Annotated in this window: 15 protein-coding genes; 6 read left to right on the top strand and 9 right to left on the bottom strand. The window is 56.2% G+C overall.

Going from position 1 to position 16,994, the window contains the following annotated elements; all coding sequences use genetic code 11:
* Positions 1-8 precede the first annotated feature (8 nt).
* From HV832_RS09125 to HV832_RS09115, 3 genes are all read right to left on the bottom strand, one after another.
* A complete protein-coding gene (locus HV832_RS09125; RefSeq protein ID WP_176803406.1) occupies positions 9-1,154 on the bottom strand; it encodes a ribosomal protein uL16 3-hydroxylase in 1,146 nt (381 codons plus the stop codon).
* Positions 1,155-1,317: 163 nt separating this feature from the next.
* Positions 1,318-2,373, bottom strand: a complete 1,056-nt coding sequence (locus HV832_RS09120) for a DUF2804 domain-containing protein (protein WP_176803404.1) — start codon at positions 2,371-2,373, stop codon at positions 1,318-1,320.
* A 90-nt stretch (positions 2,374-2,463) separates the two neighbouring features.
* Positions 2,464-3,741 (bottom strand): alkaline phosphatase family protein, encoded by a 1,278-nt coding sequence (locus HV832_RS09115; protein WP_176803402.1) that lies wholly within the window; start codon positions 3,739-3,741, stop codon positions 2,464-2,466.
* A 457-nt stretch (positions 3,742-4,198) separates the two neighbouring features.
* Here HV832_RS09115 and HV832_RS09110 point away from each other — a divergent pair, with 457 nt between their 5' ends.
* From HV832_RS09110 to HV832_RS09095, 4 genes are all read left to right on the top strand, one after another.
* Positions 4,199-6,856, top strand: coding sequence for a lamin tail domain-containing protein (locus HV832_RS09110; RefSeq protein ID WP_176803400.1), 2,658 nt, complete (start codon positions 4,199-4,201; stop codon positions 6,854-6,856).
* 124 nt (positions 6,857-6,980) lie between these two features.
* The gene (locus tag HV832_RS09105) at positions 6,981-7,925 is read left to right on the top strand and encodes a cation diffusion facilitator family transporter (protein WP_176803399.1); all 945 of its coding nucleotides are present in this window, start codon (positions 6,981-6,983) and stop codon (positions 7,923-7,925) included.
* Between the two features lie 171 nt (positions 7,926-8,096).
* Positions 8,097-8,504: an OsmC family protein gene (locus HV832_RS09100; RefSeq protein WP_176803397.1), complete on the top strand. Its 408-nt coding sequence runs from the start codon at positions 8,097-8,099 to the stop codon at positions 8,502-8,504.
* A 14-nt stretch (positions 8,505-8,518) separates the two neighbouring features.
* Positions 8,519-9,418, top strand: a complete 900-nt coding sequence (locus HV832_RS09095) for a pirin family protein (protein ID WP_176803395.1) — start codon at positions 8,519-8,521, stop codon at positions 9,416-9,418.
* A 102-nt stretch (positions 9,419-9,520) separates the two neighbouring features.
* Here HV832_RS09095 and HV832_RS09090 read toward each other — a convergent pair whose 3' ends face one another.
* From HV832_RS09090 to HV832_RS09070, 5 genes are all read right to left on the bottom strand, one after another.
* Positions 9,521-11,080, bottom strand: coding sequence for a DUF5666 domain-containing protein (locus HV832_RS09090; protein WP_176803393.1), 1,560 nt, complete (start codon positions 11,078-11,080; stop codon positions 9,521-9,523).
* A 311-nt stretch (positions 11,081-11,391) separates the two neighbouring features.
* Entirely contained in the window at positions 11,392-12,069 is a 678-nt protein-coding gene (gene leuE, locus HV832_RS09085; RefSeq protein WP_176803391.1) for a leucine efflux protein LeuE, read from the bottom strand.
* Positions 12,070-12,176: 107 nt separating this feature from the next.
* Complete coding sequence (locus HV832_RS09080) at positions 12,177-12,863, bottom strand: MIP/aquaporin family protein (RefSeq protein WP_176803389.1); 687 nt, start codon at positions 12,861-12,863, stop codon at positions 12,177-12,179.
* The gene (locus HV832_RS09075) at positions 12,860-13,339 is read right to left on the bottom strand and encodes an arsenate reductase ArsC (protein WP_176803388.1); all 480 of its coding nucleotides are present in this window, start codon (positions 13,337-13,339) and stop codon (positions 12,860-12,862) included. The genes HV832_RS09080 and HV832_RS09075 overlap by 4 nt, the downstream gene beginning before the upstream one ends.
* Before the next feature lie 38 nt (positions 13,340-13,377).
* Positions 13,378-13,722, bottom strand: coding sequence for an ArsR/SmtB family transcription factor (locus tag HV832_RS09070; RefSeq protein WP_176803386.1), 345 nt, complete (start codon positions 13,720-13,722; stop codon positions 13,378-13,380).
* Between the two features lie 201 nt (positions 13,723-13,923).
* Here HV832_RS09070 and HV832_RS09065 point away from each other — a divergent pair, with 201 nt between their 5' ends.
* Positions 13,924-15,306 (top strand): hypothetical protein, encoded by a 1,383-nt coding sequence (locus tag HV832_RS09065; RefSeq protein WP_176803384.1) that lies wholly within the window; start codon positions 13,924-13,926, stop codon positions 15,304-15,306.
* Positions 15,307-15,318: 12 nt separating this feature from the next.
* Here HV832_RS09065 and HV832_RS09060 read toward each other — a convergent pair whose 3' ends face one another.
* Positions 15,319-16,230, bottom strand: a complete 912-nt coding sequence (locus HV832_RS09060; RefSeq protein WP_176803382.1) for an AraC family transcriptional regulator — start codon at positions 16,228-16,230, stop codon at positions 15,319-15,321.
* A 282-nt stretch (positions 16,231-16,512) separates the two neighbouring features.
* Here HV832_RS09060 and HV832_RS09055 point away from each other — a divergent pair, with 282 nt between their 5' ends.
* Entirely contained in the window at positions 16,513-16,986 is a 474-nt protein-coding gene (locus HV832_RS09055) for a (2Fe-2S)-binding protein (protein ID WP_176803380.1), read from the top strand.
* Positions 16,987-16,994 lie beyond the last annotated feature (8 nt).

The following is a 16,994-nucleotide window of genomic DNA, read 5'->3' as shown; positions in this document are numbered from 1 at the left end:
CTATCCACTTATTCATCAAAATACCAATACCCCTTATTGACCCAACCCAGCAGCGCTTCCACAAAATCCATGTCCTGCAACGCCTCGCCCAGCTGGGCAGCGTCAATCCAGCTCTGGTCACACAGATTGATCAGTGCAGGAACACATCCGGCTGAGAAAACGTATTTTTCACCGTCGATATAACAAATGCCCTGTGCAATATTTTCCTGCAGATACAGGCAACGCAGGCCGCCGGTACGTACCAGCGCCGCCTGCTGCAGACGAGACAGCAATTCCGCGCTGTTTAAGGGCCACTCCAGCGCCTGCAGATCCAGTTCGCATTTGGTAACCGACAGCATGGCACCGGTAAAGTCTGCCATCAGCGCTGCATCACTCAGAACCGCCTGCATCTGCTGCCGGATCAATCCGAAATCGCTGGCATTGATCTGCCCCGGATGCCGCTGACGCGGACGTCCCGGATCGTGGATCAGCCCGGTGCCGAGCTCGTGATCAATCAGGTAATCGGCCAGTCCGCTGATCATATTACGGGCAGGTTGACTGCGAAATCCAACCGAAAAACTCATGGAATGTTCCAGCGTCACACCGTCATGCGGAAAACCGGGCGGGATGTACAGAATATCGCCCGCTGTCAGCTCAGCATCGATCACCGGCTCAAACGGATCAGTGTGCAACAGACAGGCATGCGCAACAAATTGCCGGTGCGGGCCGCGTTCACCAACCCGCCAGCGCCGCCTACCCGAACCCTGGCAGATAAACACATCGTACAAATCAATGTGCGGGCCGACGCCACCGCCGGGTACCGCATAACTGATCATCACATCGTCAAATCGCCATTGCGGAATAAACATAAACGCCTGCACCAGCGCCGCCACCTCCGGCGACCAGTGGTCGACCGCCTGCACCACCAGCGTCCAGTCACGTTCACCCAGATGACCGTATTGCTCAAACGGTCCGTTCTGCGCCTGCCATTGCCCGGCTTTCCGGCAGATCAGACGCGACTCAATCTGGGGCTCGCATGCCAGTCCCGCCAGCTCATCCGGACTGATCAGGTCCTGCCAGCCGGGAAACCCCTGCCGGATCAACACCGGCTTTTGCTGCCAGTAATTTGCCAGAAAATCTTCAAGGGAAAATTGATTCAGTTGCAATGTCAGCATGATGATGCACCAGACAGAGAAAAACTGTCTTGTAGCATGACACGCAAAGTGCCGACACCGACCAGATCAAACCTGCTGCAGATTGACTGTCTGTGCAATATTTTTCCTGATCTGGATCAGGTCTGCATCACGGCAACTGCGAGCGGCGGATACCGATGACCACTCACCAGCGCGAAAAATGGTCTTCCGTGACACCGGCCAGATGGCTGATGCGGCGTGGCGTCGCTTCCGGACTGGCGCGAACCCAGCCCTCAAAGGTGCCGATCGGCTGCACATAGCGACTGGCGGCAATCAGGAGATTTTTATTTTCGGCACGCATGCCTTCCGGATGAAAATATACATCCAGTAAGCCATCAGCGGTAGTGATATGCCAGGGACGCATCGGCTGGCCGGCATCGTAAGCAAAGTCGGCGCGCGCCAGCGGAATCAGTCGGCCATCCAGCCACAACGCATTTTCCTGATCGCCAAAATAACCTGACTGCAGATTAAAACCCCCTGCCGTATCATGCGCAGAAGCCCAGCGCCAGGAAGTTTCACGTTCCAGAAAACCATTACTGTAATCGTAGCTGCCGCAGCCCTGATCCAGACTAAAACTGTGCTGCCCAACGCGAACTTCACCGCGCAACGGCATGCCGGCAGATTTGCAGGTGGCGTGCACATTGTCTGCCACGGTGCCGATCGCCAGCAGGCTGGGTGCCGCCGTGGCAGGCAACAGCTGCGCCCGGATCTGGCAACCACCGGCATCCACGATCAGCTGATAACACTGTTGCTGAGCGTTATGCCAGAAACGGATGCTGTTTCCCAAAAACCGGAAATGACTGGCTACGCCATCAGCCGGACAATTGTTCAGGTGCGCCGTCAGCCCCGGCAAGCCATCCTGCGAAAAACTGCCCAGCAGTCGCCGTTGCTGACGGTCAAACACATAGGCAAAAGCGGTATTGGTCCAGCCGACATCCACAATGGCAACAGCACAGAATATCTGCTCCGTAGCCAGCGCCACATATTGCCAGCGTTTGTGATGCAGGCGCTGCCACCAGGCGGAACGGCGATATGGCTGCGCCAGACCGGACCAGTCCAGGCTGGCAACGCTACCGGCAAACTGCCCGAAATGCGGGATTCCGGATTCATCCAGTAAAGTGACGGGGGCCGGCGGCAATGAAGCATTGGACGGCGTATCGGCAGACAGATGAACAGGCGGATTCTGGAAGGCAGCAGACATCGGAGGATCGCTTCAGATCAGTGGGGCAACCATTGTGCCGCAAAGGATTAGATAGCGGCATCCAAAATCTGCCTGCGGTTTCTGTCGTCGTCAGTGCTGCGGCAGTGGTCGCAACGCTGCAGCAGTCGCCCGGATATCGCCGTCCGATGGCAATGCGGGTACGCCTGTCAGCTGCATCAGCAAAGGATACACATCGACATTATCGATGGCAGGCAGCACGACGCCGGCCTGAAATGCCGGTCCATTGGCAATGAACAGCGCCGCCATATCCGGTGTATCAGGATCGTAGCCATGTGTGCCGCCATTTGCGGAAAATTTCATTTTGTGATCTGGCAGAATCAGCCAGCCGCTCTCCGCCAGACAGATGATTGCCGGCACCCGGGCATTGCTGCCATAGACATAGCGCGCCGGGATGTGCTGTTTCTCCCAGCAGGTCATGTGCGGATGTGCTTGCAGCAAACTATTGTTAACGATGGCCTGCTGCCCGGCTGCAGGCTCCAGACCGGCATAGGCGCCAACAGTGACCACGTGGATACTGTCGGGCGGCAGGATTGTATCCAGATAAATCATGCGCTGTTCGCTGGTGGCGGCCATACCATGATCAGACACAATGATCAGATTGGCGGTAATGCGACGCGCCTGCAGACCGCTGACCAGGCGACCGACAGCCTGATCGACGACAGCCACGGCCTCGGTGGTCTGCGCCGCATCCGGACCAAATTCGTGACCGGCATGGTCCACATCGTCAAAATACAGAGTCAGAAAATCCGGCCGCTTGCCGGCAGGCTGATCCAGCCATTGCAATACCGTATCGACCCGCGCTGCAGGCGGCACTTTGCCGTCAAATACCCGCCACTCCGACGGACGGACGCCGTGAATGTCCGCCTCCGATCCCGGCCAGAACATGGTTGCCGTACGCACGCCCTGCTTCTCAGCAGTCACCCAGACCGGCTCAGCCTGGTCCCACCAGCGGCGGTCAGTCACCGCATCGCGGTTGCCAAGAGTAAAGCGCACACCGGGAATGGCGGGATCGGTCATGGTGTTGCCGACCAGTCCGTGATGATCGGGACGCAATCCGGTAACCAGTGTGTAATGGTTAGGAAAAGTGATCGACGGAAAAGAAGGGCGCATGAAAGCAGCCCGCGTTCCCTGCGCTGCGAGCGCATTGAGCTGCGGCGTGACATGACGTTGCAGATAATCCGGCCTGAAACCGTCGATGGAAATCAGAATCACCGGCGGCCGGTGTTCCGCCAACATTGGCTGTGACGCCGGCGAACCCGGCCGCCCAGAAGACAAAGGCTGCTGAACGCACGCGGTATTCAGCAATAGCAGCAACACCGGCAACAGCCGGAGAATCACCAAAAACATAAAATTTCCTGATCTGAAAAAGACAATTAAAAAACGCAGCATGCCCCGATGCAAGGCGTCCGGTAACTGCTGACTGACTCACCCCATTCACCTGACCGGCATCTTCCACTTATGGCATGACCAGAAGATGACATTTTGATTCCGCCGCGGGTTGAGAATCCTGCCCGCAGAGCCGACGGCCGCCCAGACAAATGATGTACGACGATCACAATATCATGATAAAAAATCAGTACAAATTAATAAAAAGATAAATTAACGGTTAAAATAGTGATAGTTTTAAAACATTTTTTTATCTAATAACTGTTCATCACTATCAATCAAGATGGGCTATGAATTGCACCAAAGAATTACCAGAAAATAATTTCATATTCTGTGATTTCACTTATAGTCTTTACTATGAGCAGCTGGTCTCCTGCTGGTCTCCTTTTTAAATCTGCATAATTTATTACCAAAAATCATGATGCGTAGCCATTTGCTTAAACTCCTGTTTTCCAGCCTGTTGCTGATGCTGCTCACCGCCTGCGGCGGCAGCTCAGAGACTGCCAGCACAGCCAACGTCAACCAGGCTGCCGGAACCACTGTGTCCGCAGCCGGTACTTCTGCGCTCTATGTCGCACCGAGAACCGGATGGTTCTGGAATGCCGCAGAAAGTGGCAGAGGCTTCGCTATCGAACGCCAAGGCAGCCAGATTTTCCTTGCAGGTTTCATGTACGAAACCACTGGCGAATCGACCTGGTATGCCACCACCATGAATGTGCAGGCAGACGGCAGTTATCAAGGCGATCTGCTGCGATACACCGGTGGCCAGACCTTGCTGGGCAGCTATCAGTCCGCGACTTCCTCCAAATACGCGACGATTACAGCAGCCTTCAGTTCCACCACCAAGGGCACGCTGCAAATTAAGGATGTCAATTCCAGCGCCAGCATCACGATTTCTCTCGATGCCTTCCCGATCTCGACCCCGACCGCTTTTGCACCGTCAACTGATGCTTTCCAGAGTGGCTGGTGGTGGAATCCGGCAGAAGGCGGTCGCGGTTACTTCATCGAGGCGCAGGGTGCGCAGGCGTTCATCGCCGCTTTCATGTATTCCGGCAACGGCCAGCCTACCTGGTATGCCAGCGCTGCCAATCTGCTGACGCCAAGCCGGATCAGCGGTTCCCTGCTAAGTTATACCAGCGGCCAGACTATGTACGGCGCGTATCAGAGCGCCACCCTGTCTGGCACCAGTGCAGGGGTCATGAGCTTTGACATGACCAGTAATAATACCGGTGTGCTGACCCTGCCGAATGGCAGCAAAGTCAATCTGCAGCGTTTCATCTTCAACAACGATCCAGTCGCCGCTGAAACGGCAAAACCATTAATGATTTCGGAAGTGGCATCGGCTTATTACACCAACAGCGCTGTCTGGTTTGAGGTGTATAACCCGAATGCCACGATCAGCATCAACCTGTCCGATTACACGCTCAACAGCAGTCACTACGACGGCGGCACCTCCTACTATTACGCACCAGCCAGCTTCACCCTGCCGTCGGTCACGATTCCGCCGAAAGGCTATCTGGTCATCGCCAGTAAAACCCAGGCCAATCTGACCAATAACGCGCAGATGGTCTACGTCAGCAATGGCAGCAGCATCCCGTTCTGGGGTGCCTCCGGCAATATCGAACTGGTCAAAGGCGGGGTGACAGCGGATTTCGTGCGATTCGGCAGTTCTGCAAGCGCACCGACGACTGCCAGCGCCTGGAGCGGCGCCAATGCGCCGGCATTGCCGAATACGGCCAATTACGGTTATTCCATTGTCCGGCTCGCGTCCTCGGGCATGGTGAATAATTTCACCGGCAGCGACTGGTCATCCGTGAATTTCTCCACTCCGGGCGGACCGAACGACGTCGGCGTCGGCGTGCTCGACTCTGACGGCGACGGCATTCCCGACAGTGCCAAGGTGAGCGGAAAAACCTTTGCCGGTCTTGACCTCTACTCGCTCGGTGCACGCCCAGGTCAGCGTGACCTGTTCATTCAGATCGACAGCATGAGCAGCACCGACGCCGGCATTATCCTGCGCCAGGAAGCGGTACAGAAACTGGTCGATACTTTCGCCAATCACACCTTTACCAACGGTAAGAAAAAGATTGCCGTCCATGTGGATGCCGGCACGCTGTATTCGCCGACCATCAATACAGCAGCCTTCAATCTGGGAGGTGGCAAAACAGCACTCGCCTACTCCTCCTGCCTGGTGATGGAAAGCACGAATACTGTACCAACTGGCTGTGCCAATTTGTACGACTTCAAACGCGATAATCTGGATGTGCGGCGCAAACTGATCTTCCATTACGTGGTCATGGGCAGTTCGCAAAAAACCGATGGCAGCTGCGGCTCCAGCGGACTGGGCGAGCTGAACGGTAATGATTTCATCATCACCATGGGCAACTGCGGTTTTAAACTCACTTCTGCCGCCAACATCAATTACACGGTGAATGCGCAGGCTGCCACCATCATGCATGAGCTGGGACACAATCTCGGTCTGCAGCATGGCGGATTTGAAGCCAATAATTACAAGCCGAATTACTACAGCATCATGAACTATACCTACAGCTTCCCGGGGCTGAGCGCCAATCCTAGCGGTCTCCAGGCAGCCAACCGCTTCTATCTGAACAACAGCACCTATACCAAGGCCAGCAGCATCAATATCTGCAACATCGATAACTCGCCCTGCGGAACCAGTTTTATCATGGATTACTCCAATGGTTCCAGTATCGATCTGGATGAAAACAATCTGGATGAGTCCAAGAATATTGGCCGTGGTGCAGTGGCCGGCGCTTATGCCGACTGGGATAACAGCAACAGTCAGACCAGCGGCACTTTTGCCTACAACATCCACAAGCCGGACAGCACCGCCACACTCGGTGTGTTGAAAGACTATAACGACTGGGACAATCTGGTGCTGGCATTTACGCGTAGCCATCAGGGCGCCGAATCAGGCGCCGTGGTACCGACGGCCGTCACACACAATCTGGTGCCACGCAAAAACCCGATGCATAACGGTCCCGGAACATTAATCAGTGAAGATCCGGCGATATTCTTACGTCATCTGGATTCAATACGCAAAGCCCATCCGTAACACCAAAAAGCCCGCACTGAAATGCGGGCTTTTTTTATCACCGTAAAAAACGGACACATCCTTGTTAAAATCGGGATATACAATGCTGTCCACTACGTTTAATCCGATCTGACCACACCTGACTATGATTCCAAACGACTCTTACGACGATCCTGAAGACCTGTTCCAGACTCCGGAACAGCGCGCCGCCGCCGCATCGCGCAGCACCTGGACCAGCGTGGTGGTGAATCTCGGGCTGACCGTCCTGCAAATTACCATCGGCATCGTTGGTAAATCCCAGGCATTGATTGCCGATGGTATCCACTCCCTGTCCGACCTGATTGCCGACTTCGTGGTGCTGTTCGCCAGTCATCACAGCAAGAAAGATGCGGACGAAGACCACCCCTACGGTCATCAGCGCTTTGAAACGGCGGCATCGTTCATCCTCGGCATCCTGCTGCTGGCAGTGGGCCTCGGCATGCTGTGGTCTGCCTTCAGAAAGCTGGAAGCGCCGGAACTGGTGCCGCAGGTACACATCATGGCTTTGTGGGTGGCGGGCACCGCGCTGGTCGCCAAGGAACTGCTATTTCGTTACATGCTGGCGATTGCACAAAAGGTCAAATCCAGCATGCTGGTAGCCAATGCCTGGCATGCCCGCTCCGATGCGGCTTCCTCGCTGGTGGTGGGACTGGGCATCATCGGCAATCTGGCTGGTTATCCGATTCTGGACCCGATAGCCGCTTCCATCGTTGGCTTCATGGTCGCCAAGATGGGCTGGGAATTCAGCTGGGACGCCCTGCATGATCTAACCGACCGTGCGGCAGACGAACAGGAAGTCCAGGCCATCCGTGAGACGCTGTTAAGTACTCCGGGCGTCATCAACGTCCATGATGTTCACACCCGGAAAATGGGCGACATGATCGTCGTCGATGCGCATCTGGAAGTCGATGCCGCCATCACCGTTGAAGCAGGTCACGATATTGCCGTTGAAGCACGGCAGAGAGTCATGCAGAGGCACCGGGTACTGAACCTGATGACCCATCTCGACCCCTGGAAAAAACCGGATCGCGACCATCCCGGGCAAAGCTGAACGACAAGCAGCTTACCCGACCAGAGTGGTCGTTCTGCGATATCAGTGTGCAGAACTGTCCTGTGCCTCGTATCTCTTCCGCCATACCATACCGACACACGGCAGACAGTTTTCAGTTACCCTTGCAGGGAACAAGCTGTCTTTCATGCCCTATTCTTTCAAGGAACCATCATGTCTGCCACACCTGCTGTCACCGCCAGTCTGCAAAGCATGCCTTATCAGGTCACCCTGTCCGACGATCTGGGCCATACCTGGCTGGCCGATGAACCCACCGAGTTCGGTGGCGGCAATGCAGGTCCGTCGCCAGACCGGCTGATGCTGGCGAGTCTGGGTTCGTGCACAGCGATCACCGTTCAGATGGTGGCCAACCGCCGGCAATGGTCGCTGACCGGCATCAGGGTGGTGCTGCAACTGAATCCGGATGGCAAGCCGGAAACGGGCAACGATATCTTGCGGCATATTGAGCTGACGGGCGATCTGAGTCAGGAGCAGCGCGAGCAGTTGCTCAAAATCGCGAATGCCTGCCCGATGCACAAGCTGCTGAGCGGCGAAGTCCGCATTCATTCCGATCTGCGCTGAACAGGAGGTGGTTCATGAACCGTATAGAACGCGTGAGCGCCAGAGCCACGGATCTGGGAGATGGCATGCAGGTGCTGCGTGCATTGCCAACCCGCCAGCGTCGCATGATTGGCGCATGGTGCTTTCTGGATCACGCCGGTCCGGTCAGCTTTGCCCCGGGCGCCGGCATGCATGTCGGCGCACATCCGCATACCTGCCTGCAGACTTTCACCTGGCTGATTGAAGGTGAAATCCTGCATCGTGACAGTCTGGGTAATGAGCAAGTCATCCGGCCAGGTCAGGTGAACCTGATGACGGCGGGCCGGGGTATTGTGCATACCGAGGATTCGATCACAGGCAGCCAGCAGCTGAATCTGGCACAGCTGTGGATAGCACTGCCGCCAGAGATGGCATTTTGCGAACCGCGGTTTGAACATTATCCGGTGCTGCCGCGCTGGGACGATCAGGCCTGCAGTTTCACTCTGCTCGCTGGCAGCTACGCCGGGCGCACGGCACCGGCACAGGTGCACACACCTTTAGTCGGTGTGGATCTGGTGAGCCGCGATGGCTGCAACCTGTCGCTGACGCTGGAGCCGTCGTTTGAATACGGCATCCTGCCGCTGGAAGGTGAAGTCACCGTAGAGGGTGAAGCCATCGCCATGCATGAGTTGGCCTATTCCGCCAGCGGTGCGGCGACGTTGCAGATACAGTTGGCGGCCGGCGGCCGCGCGCTGCTGCTCGGCGGTTTGCCATTTTCAGAGCCGGTGGTGATGTGGTGGAATTTTGTCGGAAACAGTAAAGCTGTGGTTGCACAGGCGCAGCAGGATTGGGAAAACGGCACCTCACGTTTTCCGGCAGTCAGCCACCCCGGACAGCGGCGTCTGGTCGCGCCGGCCCTTCCCTGGGGTGACGCGCTCAATGAAAAAAACCTGTGACCGCCGATTAACGCCGCCACAGGTTATCAGTCTGCTCTATCAATCTGTTGTCACGGAGCGGGATGATCCGGATACCGGCCATCCCGTGTCCAACTATCTGATTCAGCTGCCCGATTTGGTTTCGATCTTGCTGACCTGGAACACGCCTTTGGTGTCCAGATAACCTTTTGCTTCCACGAACATCTTCGTTCCGGTCTGATATTGACCACCGTCTGCCCATACCGCGGCAGACAGATTAGCCTGCAATGTAGTCAGCCCATGTTCCAAAGTGCAGCTGGCGGGATAACTGGTGCAGGTCAGGACGCCATAGATTTCAAAGCTGCGGTTGCCGCTGGACTGGTCGCTGGACGGATTGCCACTCCCGTTGGTGGTAGCGGTCGTTTTCCCTTTCAGCTCTATTTTCGTTGCCACCAGCACGCCGTTCTGCAACGTGCCTTTGACTTCGACATACACGTTGTTGGCCAGATTGTTCAGTCCATATTCAAAGCGTGCCTTGCTCGCATCAACCGGTACGCCCTGCACCTTAAAGCTAGACAGTGAAACGAAATTTGTCACAACACCATAGAGTTCATGTTGGTAGTTAGCGGTTGCTGTCACCTTACCGTCTGTGCTGTGCACATCCGCGCTGTGACCATTCGATTCCAGCTCGATTTTGGTAGCAGTAATGGTGCCACTGGAAGACAGTGTTCCCTTGATTTCCACCACGGCACCGACTGCCGGCACAGGCAATGTACCTAGGTCAATCTTCGTCCCAGCCACGGTGATGGTTGTGCCGCTGACTGCATCAACTATTCCCTTGATCTTGATGAGTTGTCCGGAGGGTGAATTAGAGTTCCCTGTTACCAGCGTTCCGGCACCGACTACGATGACTTTTGTGGCAACAATCGTGTTATTGACCGGTACAGTAGTCGCCAAGACGCGGACATCGGTTCCCACGGCAATTTGCGCACCTTTCGGCAATACCTGGCTTGCCATGAAGCTCACGCTGAGGCCGCTCGCAAGTTTCAGTGTACCGGCGGTCATATCCACTGCACTGACCATACCGCGCAAAACTACAGCACCGGTCACTGACGGCGCTGTGGCCGACACTTCAATCCGGGTTGCGGTGAAAACACCGTTGGACTGCGGATAACCATACACTTCCACATACATATTCACCATAGAAGCAGACAGGCTGCTGAGCGCGCCCTCAAACACCGTGGCGCTGGTAACGCTGACCACCTGGCCGTTCAGCGTCAGCGTATTTTTCTGGGTATCAACTGCTGTGACCTTACCGCGCAGGCCACCGATGATGCGGATATCGGCGGCGGCGCCGGAACTGGTGCTGTCGTCTGCCGTGCCGGTCACAGAAACTGTCGTGCCGAGCTTGATCGCGGACTGGAATTTGGTACTGCCATAAGGATCATCGGCATCGTGCACATTAGCGCCAACGGTCTCAAAACGCACCCCGTTGACCACGATGGAACCCAGACCAGCAACCGGTCCGGTGTAAGTCACTGTACTCCCACCTGAACTGACCGGAGTGGTGGCAGTTGCAGAAGTAGAGGAGCCGGAGCTGCCTCCGCCGCCGCAAGCTGTCAGCAAAGATATCAGGCCAATGCTGGCCGCTCCAATAACGGCTACGCGGCGCAACCGGGAAATTGTCATTGCAGAGAAATTCATTTCAGACCTCATGAGTTAAATCATCAAACAACAGTCCAGCTAATGAGCCAGCCCGGATCCGCACAGTTTGTGCAATAAAACTTAAGTACGCCTTAAATCAATTGTTAAAAAACGTGACGGTAAAACCTGATAAGCCGTGAATACGCAGTACCGTCCCTCTGAACAATTGTCATAAATTATAGAGATTGGTGGTTACAATTTTTTTGCCACGCTTGCATGGAAGCCAACAATGCAAAGCTGGCGTCTCTGTCTAAAGTAACTAACACCTTATACGACGATGATTGAGCAGCCGCCAATCTTCCCTCATCCTGTCATAGGGTTGCCGATGCCAGCTTGACGCCGAACCCGATAAACAGCGCACCGACACCGCCCGACATCCCTGCCGACAGGCGGCGGCGCTGACGGAATGCCTCGGCCAGTCGCGCACCCACCAGGATAATGATCGTCAGGTAAGTAAAACTCGCCAGCTGGCAAATCAGCGCCAGCAAACCGTAAGACAGCAGCGGCGCGTGAAATTCCGGATCGACGAACTGGATGAAGAAAGAAATAAAAAACAGGATTGCCTTCGGATTCATCAGACTGATCGCCAGTGCCTTGGTGAATGGTTCGCCCGGCTGAACCGCTGCTGAAGCGACAGAAACAGGAGCGTCAGCGGTTTGTGCACGCTGACGGAACCCTCGCCAGCCATTGCGCAGCATCTGCAGGCCAATCCACCCCAGATACGCTGCGCCGGCATACTTCACCACATAAAATAAGCCGGGACTGCTTCTGAGCAGCGAAGCCATACCGCCGGCAGATAAAATCATCAGCATCAGGTCGCCCAGAAAAATTCCGCAGGCGCCGCGATACGCAACCCGCACGCCGCGTTGCGCGGCAACACTCAGCACGTACAGCGAATTCGGCCCCGGCAGCAGCACAATGAAAATGGTGCCGATCAGAAAAGTCCAGAAATCGGTCACACCGAAACTGGAATGGATGAATGCATTCATGGAAAACTCCCGGTCACAGCAACAATTTGGAATGCGTCCATCATAACAGCGACGGGCCGCGGCTGCTGCCATGCAGCCGTCATGAGAAGCCGTTTTTTGCCCGGTTTTCAGTCCGCCACCGGCTCCGTATTCTTCACCGCCGGTGCCCGATATAGCCAGGAAAATAAACCGGTGGCAAGGGCTGCACCACACAGCTGGGCAATGATGAAGCCGGGTACATCGGCTGGCCGTATGCCGGCAAACGTATCGCTGGCGGCGCGTGCCAGCGTCACCGCCGGATTCGCAAACGAGGTCGATGACGTAAACCAATAGGCTGCCGTAATATAGGCTGCCACCGCAAACGGCGTCACACCGGGACGGGTTCTGGAAGTGCTGATAATGACGGCGATCAGCCCAAAGCTGGCCACCGATTCACTCCACCATTGCGCCCAGCCGGTTCTGACATGCGCGGACGCAAAAAATAAGGGCTCGTCAAACATGCCATGCGCTATCGCCACACCCGCAAATGCACCGGCAATCTGCACCACGATATACGGCAACACGTCCGTCCACGACATGGTTTTCTGCCAGGCTGCCGATAGCGTCACGACCGGATTGAAATGCGCACCGGAAATGGCGCCAAACATCAGGATCAGCGCAATCAGCCCGGCACCTGTGACAATGCTGTTGGCCAACAAGGCAATCGCGGCATTGCCTGCCGCCAGCCGCTCCGCCATGATGCCAGAGCCAACCACTACCGCCAGCAGCAAGGCGCTGCCCAATCCTTCAGACACCAGACGTTTCGCGTTATTCATGCTGATTGCACTCCGATCCGGTCCAGCTCGACTTTGAGCCTGGTCTTGTCCTGCACCAGATCTTCCAGCGGCAAGGCAAAAAATGTCTCGATGCGAGCGCGCAGAATCCGGTATGCCTGCATAAATGCGGCGTCTATCTGGGCATCGGTGCCGGTTACATGCGCCGGATCAGCGACTCCCCAGTGCGTGCGCAATACCGGCCCCAGGTAGGCCGGACAGGTCTCGCCGGCCGCACTGGAACAGACCGTGATGACAATATCAGGCGTAGCGGGCAGATTATCCCAGGACTTGCTGTCATAACCGTTGGCAGCAATGCCTTCCTTTGCCAGCAGGGCCAGCGAGCGCGGATGCACCTGTCCGGTGGGCTGGCTACCGGCGCTCATGGCATGCCAGCCGGGCGGTGCTAAATGATTGAAAGTGGCTTCACCCAGAATGGAACGGCAGGAATTGCCGGTGCAGAGAAAGAGTACGTTCATGGCCTGATCAGAAAATCAATAAGAAGGAAAAACATCGCTTAAGCTGTGACCGCGCTGCTGCAGGCATCCGATGTACAGGACGATGCGGAAGAACAGGGATTACCGCCACAGCAGTTGTCAGTGAGAAAACCCAGCAGATCGTTCATGGTCTCGAAATTGGCCGTATAAATCATGAAACGGCCATCCTGTCTGGCAGTGGTCAATCCGGCGTAATTCAGCTCTTTCAGATGAAAAGACAAAGAAGACGGTGGAATCGTGAGCTGCTCGCTGATCTTGCTGGCGATTAATCCGGCAGGTCCGGCCTGCACCAGCAGACGGAATATAGCGAGACGTGATTCCTGCGCAATCGCCGCCAGTGCAGAAATGGCTTGTCGGGTTTCCATATTTATCCTTTTTATCCTTTGAATTTTCAATCTATATTTCCATAATAATCGAAATATAGAATTATTTAAACCATCCTTGTTTCACATCAAGTTATCTGTTCCACGATCACAGCTATGCTCATTCATGCACGAAATGCGACAATTTCAGGCCAACGTCACACTAAAATCTATTCCAACCATCTGATGTCATGAGGTATCCCGATGTCTGAACCGGACGCCACCGCGCTCCCCATCGCCAGCCAGACTGTGCTGTCTGTGCCGGAAATGGCGGTGGCCAGCCAGCTCAACAGCGAATGCTTCTGCATCAGCCTGAATCAGCAGGCATTGCAGCAGGCGCTGGAATCCGAGATCAGTCAGCATGAACTGTCGTCCCTGATTCAGCAACGCTGTCCGCATCTGTTTGCCGAGCATCCGGTATTCCTCTCCCACCGGCAGGCGCAACGTATGCGGGACACGATTGACGCAATAGAAGCGGTGGTGGCATTGCCCGCCTACCGCAACTTCGTGCTGGCGACGGCACCGGACATTGCCCGTCACACGCCGCCGGGACAGCGCGGTGTTTTTTTCGGCTATGACTTCCACGTCAACGAACAGCATTCCGGTCTGATCGAAGTCAATACCAATGCGGGCGGCGCCATGCTCAATGCGATCCTCGCCCGCGCCCAGCGCGCATGCTGCGCCGAAATTGAAATGTACGTCCCGTCCCGCTCCTCGATTGATGCTTTTGAAACCCGCATCATCGATATGTTTCAGCAGGAATGGGCGCTGGCGATGACCCAGCGCCAGCGCCCGCTGACAAGCATCGCGATCGTCGATGAAAATCCGGAACAGCAATATCTTTATCCGGAATTCCTGCTGTTCCAGCAATTGTTTGAACGTCATGGCATCCATGTCGTGATTGCGGGCCCGGCGACATTCCGGCTGGAAAACGCTCAGTTATGGTACGGTGAAACACCGATTGATCTGGTGTATAACCGGCTCACCGATTTTTACCTGGAACAGCCAGAACATCAGGTCCTGCGCGACGCCTATCTGTGCGATGCGATGGTGCTGACGCCGCATCCGCAGACCCATGCCCTGTATGCCGACAAGCGCAATCTGGTGCTGTGGACGGACCGGCAACGTCTGAGCGCATGGGGCGTTGCGCCTGCCATTCAGGATATCCTGTGCGACAACATTCCGCGGACGGAACTGGTCACCGCCGACCAGAGCGAACGGCTCTGGAAAGCGCGGCACGGTCTGTTCTTCAAACCTGCCGCCGGCTTTGGCAGCCGTGCCGCGTACCGCGGCGACAAAATCACGCAACGGGTGTGGCAGGAAATCCTGGCCGGGCAGTACATCGCCCAGGCGCTGGTGAAGCCGGGGGAGCGCATGATTGCCGGTACCGATGCGGCGCAGGCGCTCAAATTCGATTTGCGGGACTATGTGTATGACGGTGAGGTGCTGTGGACTGCAGCCCGCCTCTATCAGGGGCAAACCACCAACTTCCGCACGCCGGGCGGTGGTTTTGCACCGGTCTATGTGTTGCCGGCCGATGCCGGAACGCTGAATCTGCACAGCATGGATGTCTGTTGCCATCCTTGATGGCGCGCCGGCCTACACCGGCAACGCACGCACCCGCCGGATGTCACGCAAAGGCGGCGCGCCAAACAGCCGGGTATATTCGCGGCTGAACTGGGATGCACTTTCATACCCGACCTGAATTGCCGCGCTGCTGGCGTCTAAGTCCTGATTCAGCATCAATTGCCGGGCTTCCTGCAAACGTAAATATTTCAGGTATTGCAGCGGACTCATGCCGGCTACCTGACGGAAATGCTGCCGGAAAGTCGACGGACTCATGTGCGCCCTGACCGACAGGTCTTCCATCGCAATATCCTCCATGTAGTGCTGCTTCAGCCAGGACATGACTTTGGCGATCTGCTGCCCCGGCGAACCGGCCGTCACCAGATGGCGCAACACGCGCTCATGCCCGCCGCTCAACAGGCGCACGATGATTTCCTGCAACATCAGCGGGGCAATCAGCGGGATCATTGCCGGTTCTCGCAATAGCTGCACCAGGCGTACCAGCGCCCCCAGCAATCCGTCTTCCAGATCGACGACCGACATGGCGCGTGCCGCCGGTGCTCTGGACGATGCCGGAACGGGCATACCGGCGGCAATCTGGGTAATCAGCCGGGCATCCAGCGCAATGCCCAGCCCCAGATACGGCGCTTCTGCGGTGGCGCGGGTCACATGGGAAATGACCGGCAGATCCACCGAAGTCAGCAGCGACTGACCCGGGCCGTAGTCAAACATCTCGTCACCCAGCATGACACGCTTTCCACCCTGCACCGTCAAGCCCAGCCCCAGACCGTAAATGCAGGGAAGCGGGGCAGTCAGGGTACTGCGGCGAAAGACCGTCAGCTCGGGGATCAGTGTGTTAAAAACCCCATCGGTTTGGGCAATTTGTCCAGCCAGTTCTGCCAGTAACTGCTTGTTGGCAGCGGATGATTGAGATTGTTCTTTCATAGGGAGTCGGAAAAGGATTCAGGCAGATGCAGGCTATCACCGTTCACTGTTTTGTTTTTTATTTTTGTAAAGAATTCGTCAAATCAGGCAAGAAAAGCATCAGATCAGGCAAACTCCCGGCCCTGTTCTTGCGACACAATAGCCATCGCACAGGAGATTTCCCTTTTAACCGTCCGGCATTCAGGCGGCAACTGTTCTATGATGGATGACAACGCCGGACCAGCCAGGGCTGTGTTGACTGCGACATCCGCCCGGCCTTTCTTTCTCACTCTGGAGAATTCTATGATCAAGCTCACTATCAACGGTAAAGATACGCTGGTGGACGTCGAACCAGACACCCCGCTGCTGTGGACGCTGCGCGACAGCCTCCAGCTGACCGGCACCAAATTCGGCTGTGGCGCAGCCTTGTGCGGCGCCTGTACCGTGCATCTGGACGGGCAGGCGATCCGTTCGTGCGTCACACCGGTTTCCAGTGTTGAAGGCAGGAAAATCACCACGATCGAAGCAGCCACGGGCGGCGATGACCGCGTGGGCAATGCGGTGCAGGCCGCCTGGATCAGGCATGATGTGGCGCAATGCGGCTATTGCCAGAGCGGCCAGATCATGAGCGCAACGGCATTTTTGAAATCCCTGCCGCGGGGCAAACAGCCAAGTGCGGCAGAAATCGATACCGCGATGGCCGGCAACATCTGCCGCTGCGGCACTTACCCCCGGATCCGAGCCGCCGTGGCCGATGCTGCCAAATCCCTCACCTGAAGGAATCC

The organism is Cognatundibacterium oligocarboniphilum (assembly GCF_013377855.1).
In the GTDB taxonomy this organism is placed as follows: Bacteria; Pseudomonadota; Gammaproteobacteria; order Burkholderiales; family Burkholderiaceae_D; genus Undibacterium; species Undibacterium oligocarboniphilum.
The sequence above is the reverse complement of the archived record's forward strand: the minus strand, read 5'-3'. Positions and strand labels throughout refer to the sequence as shown.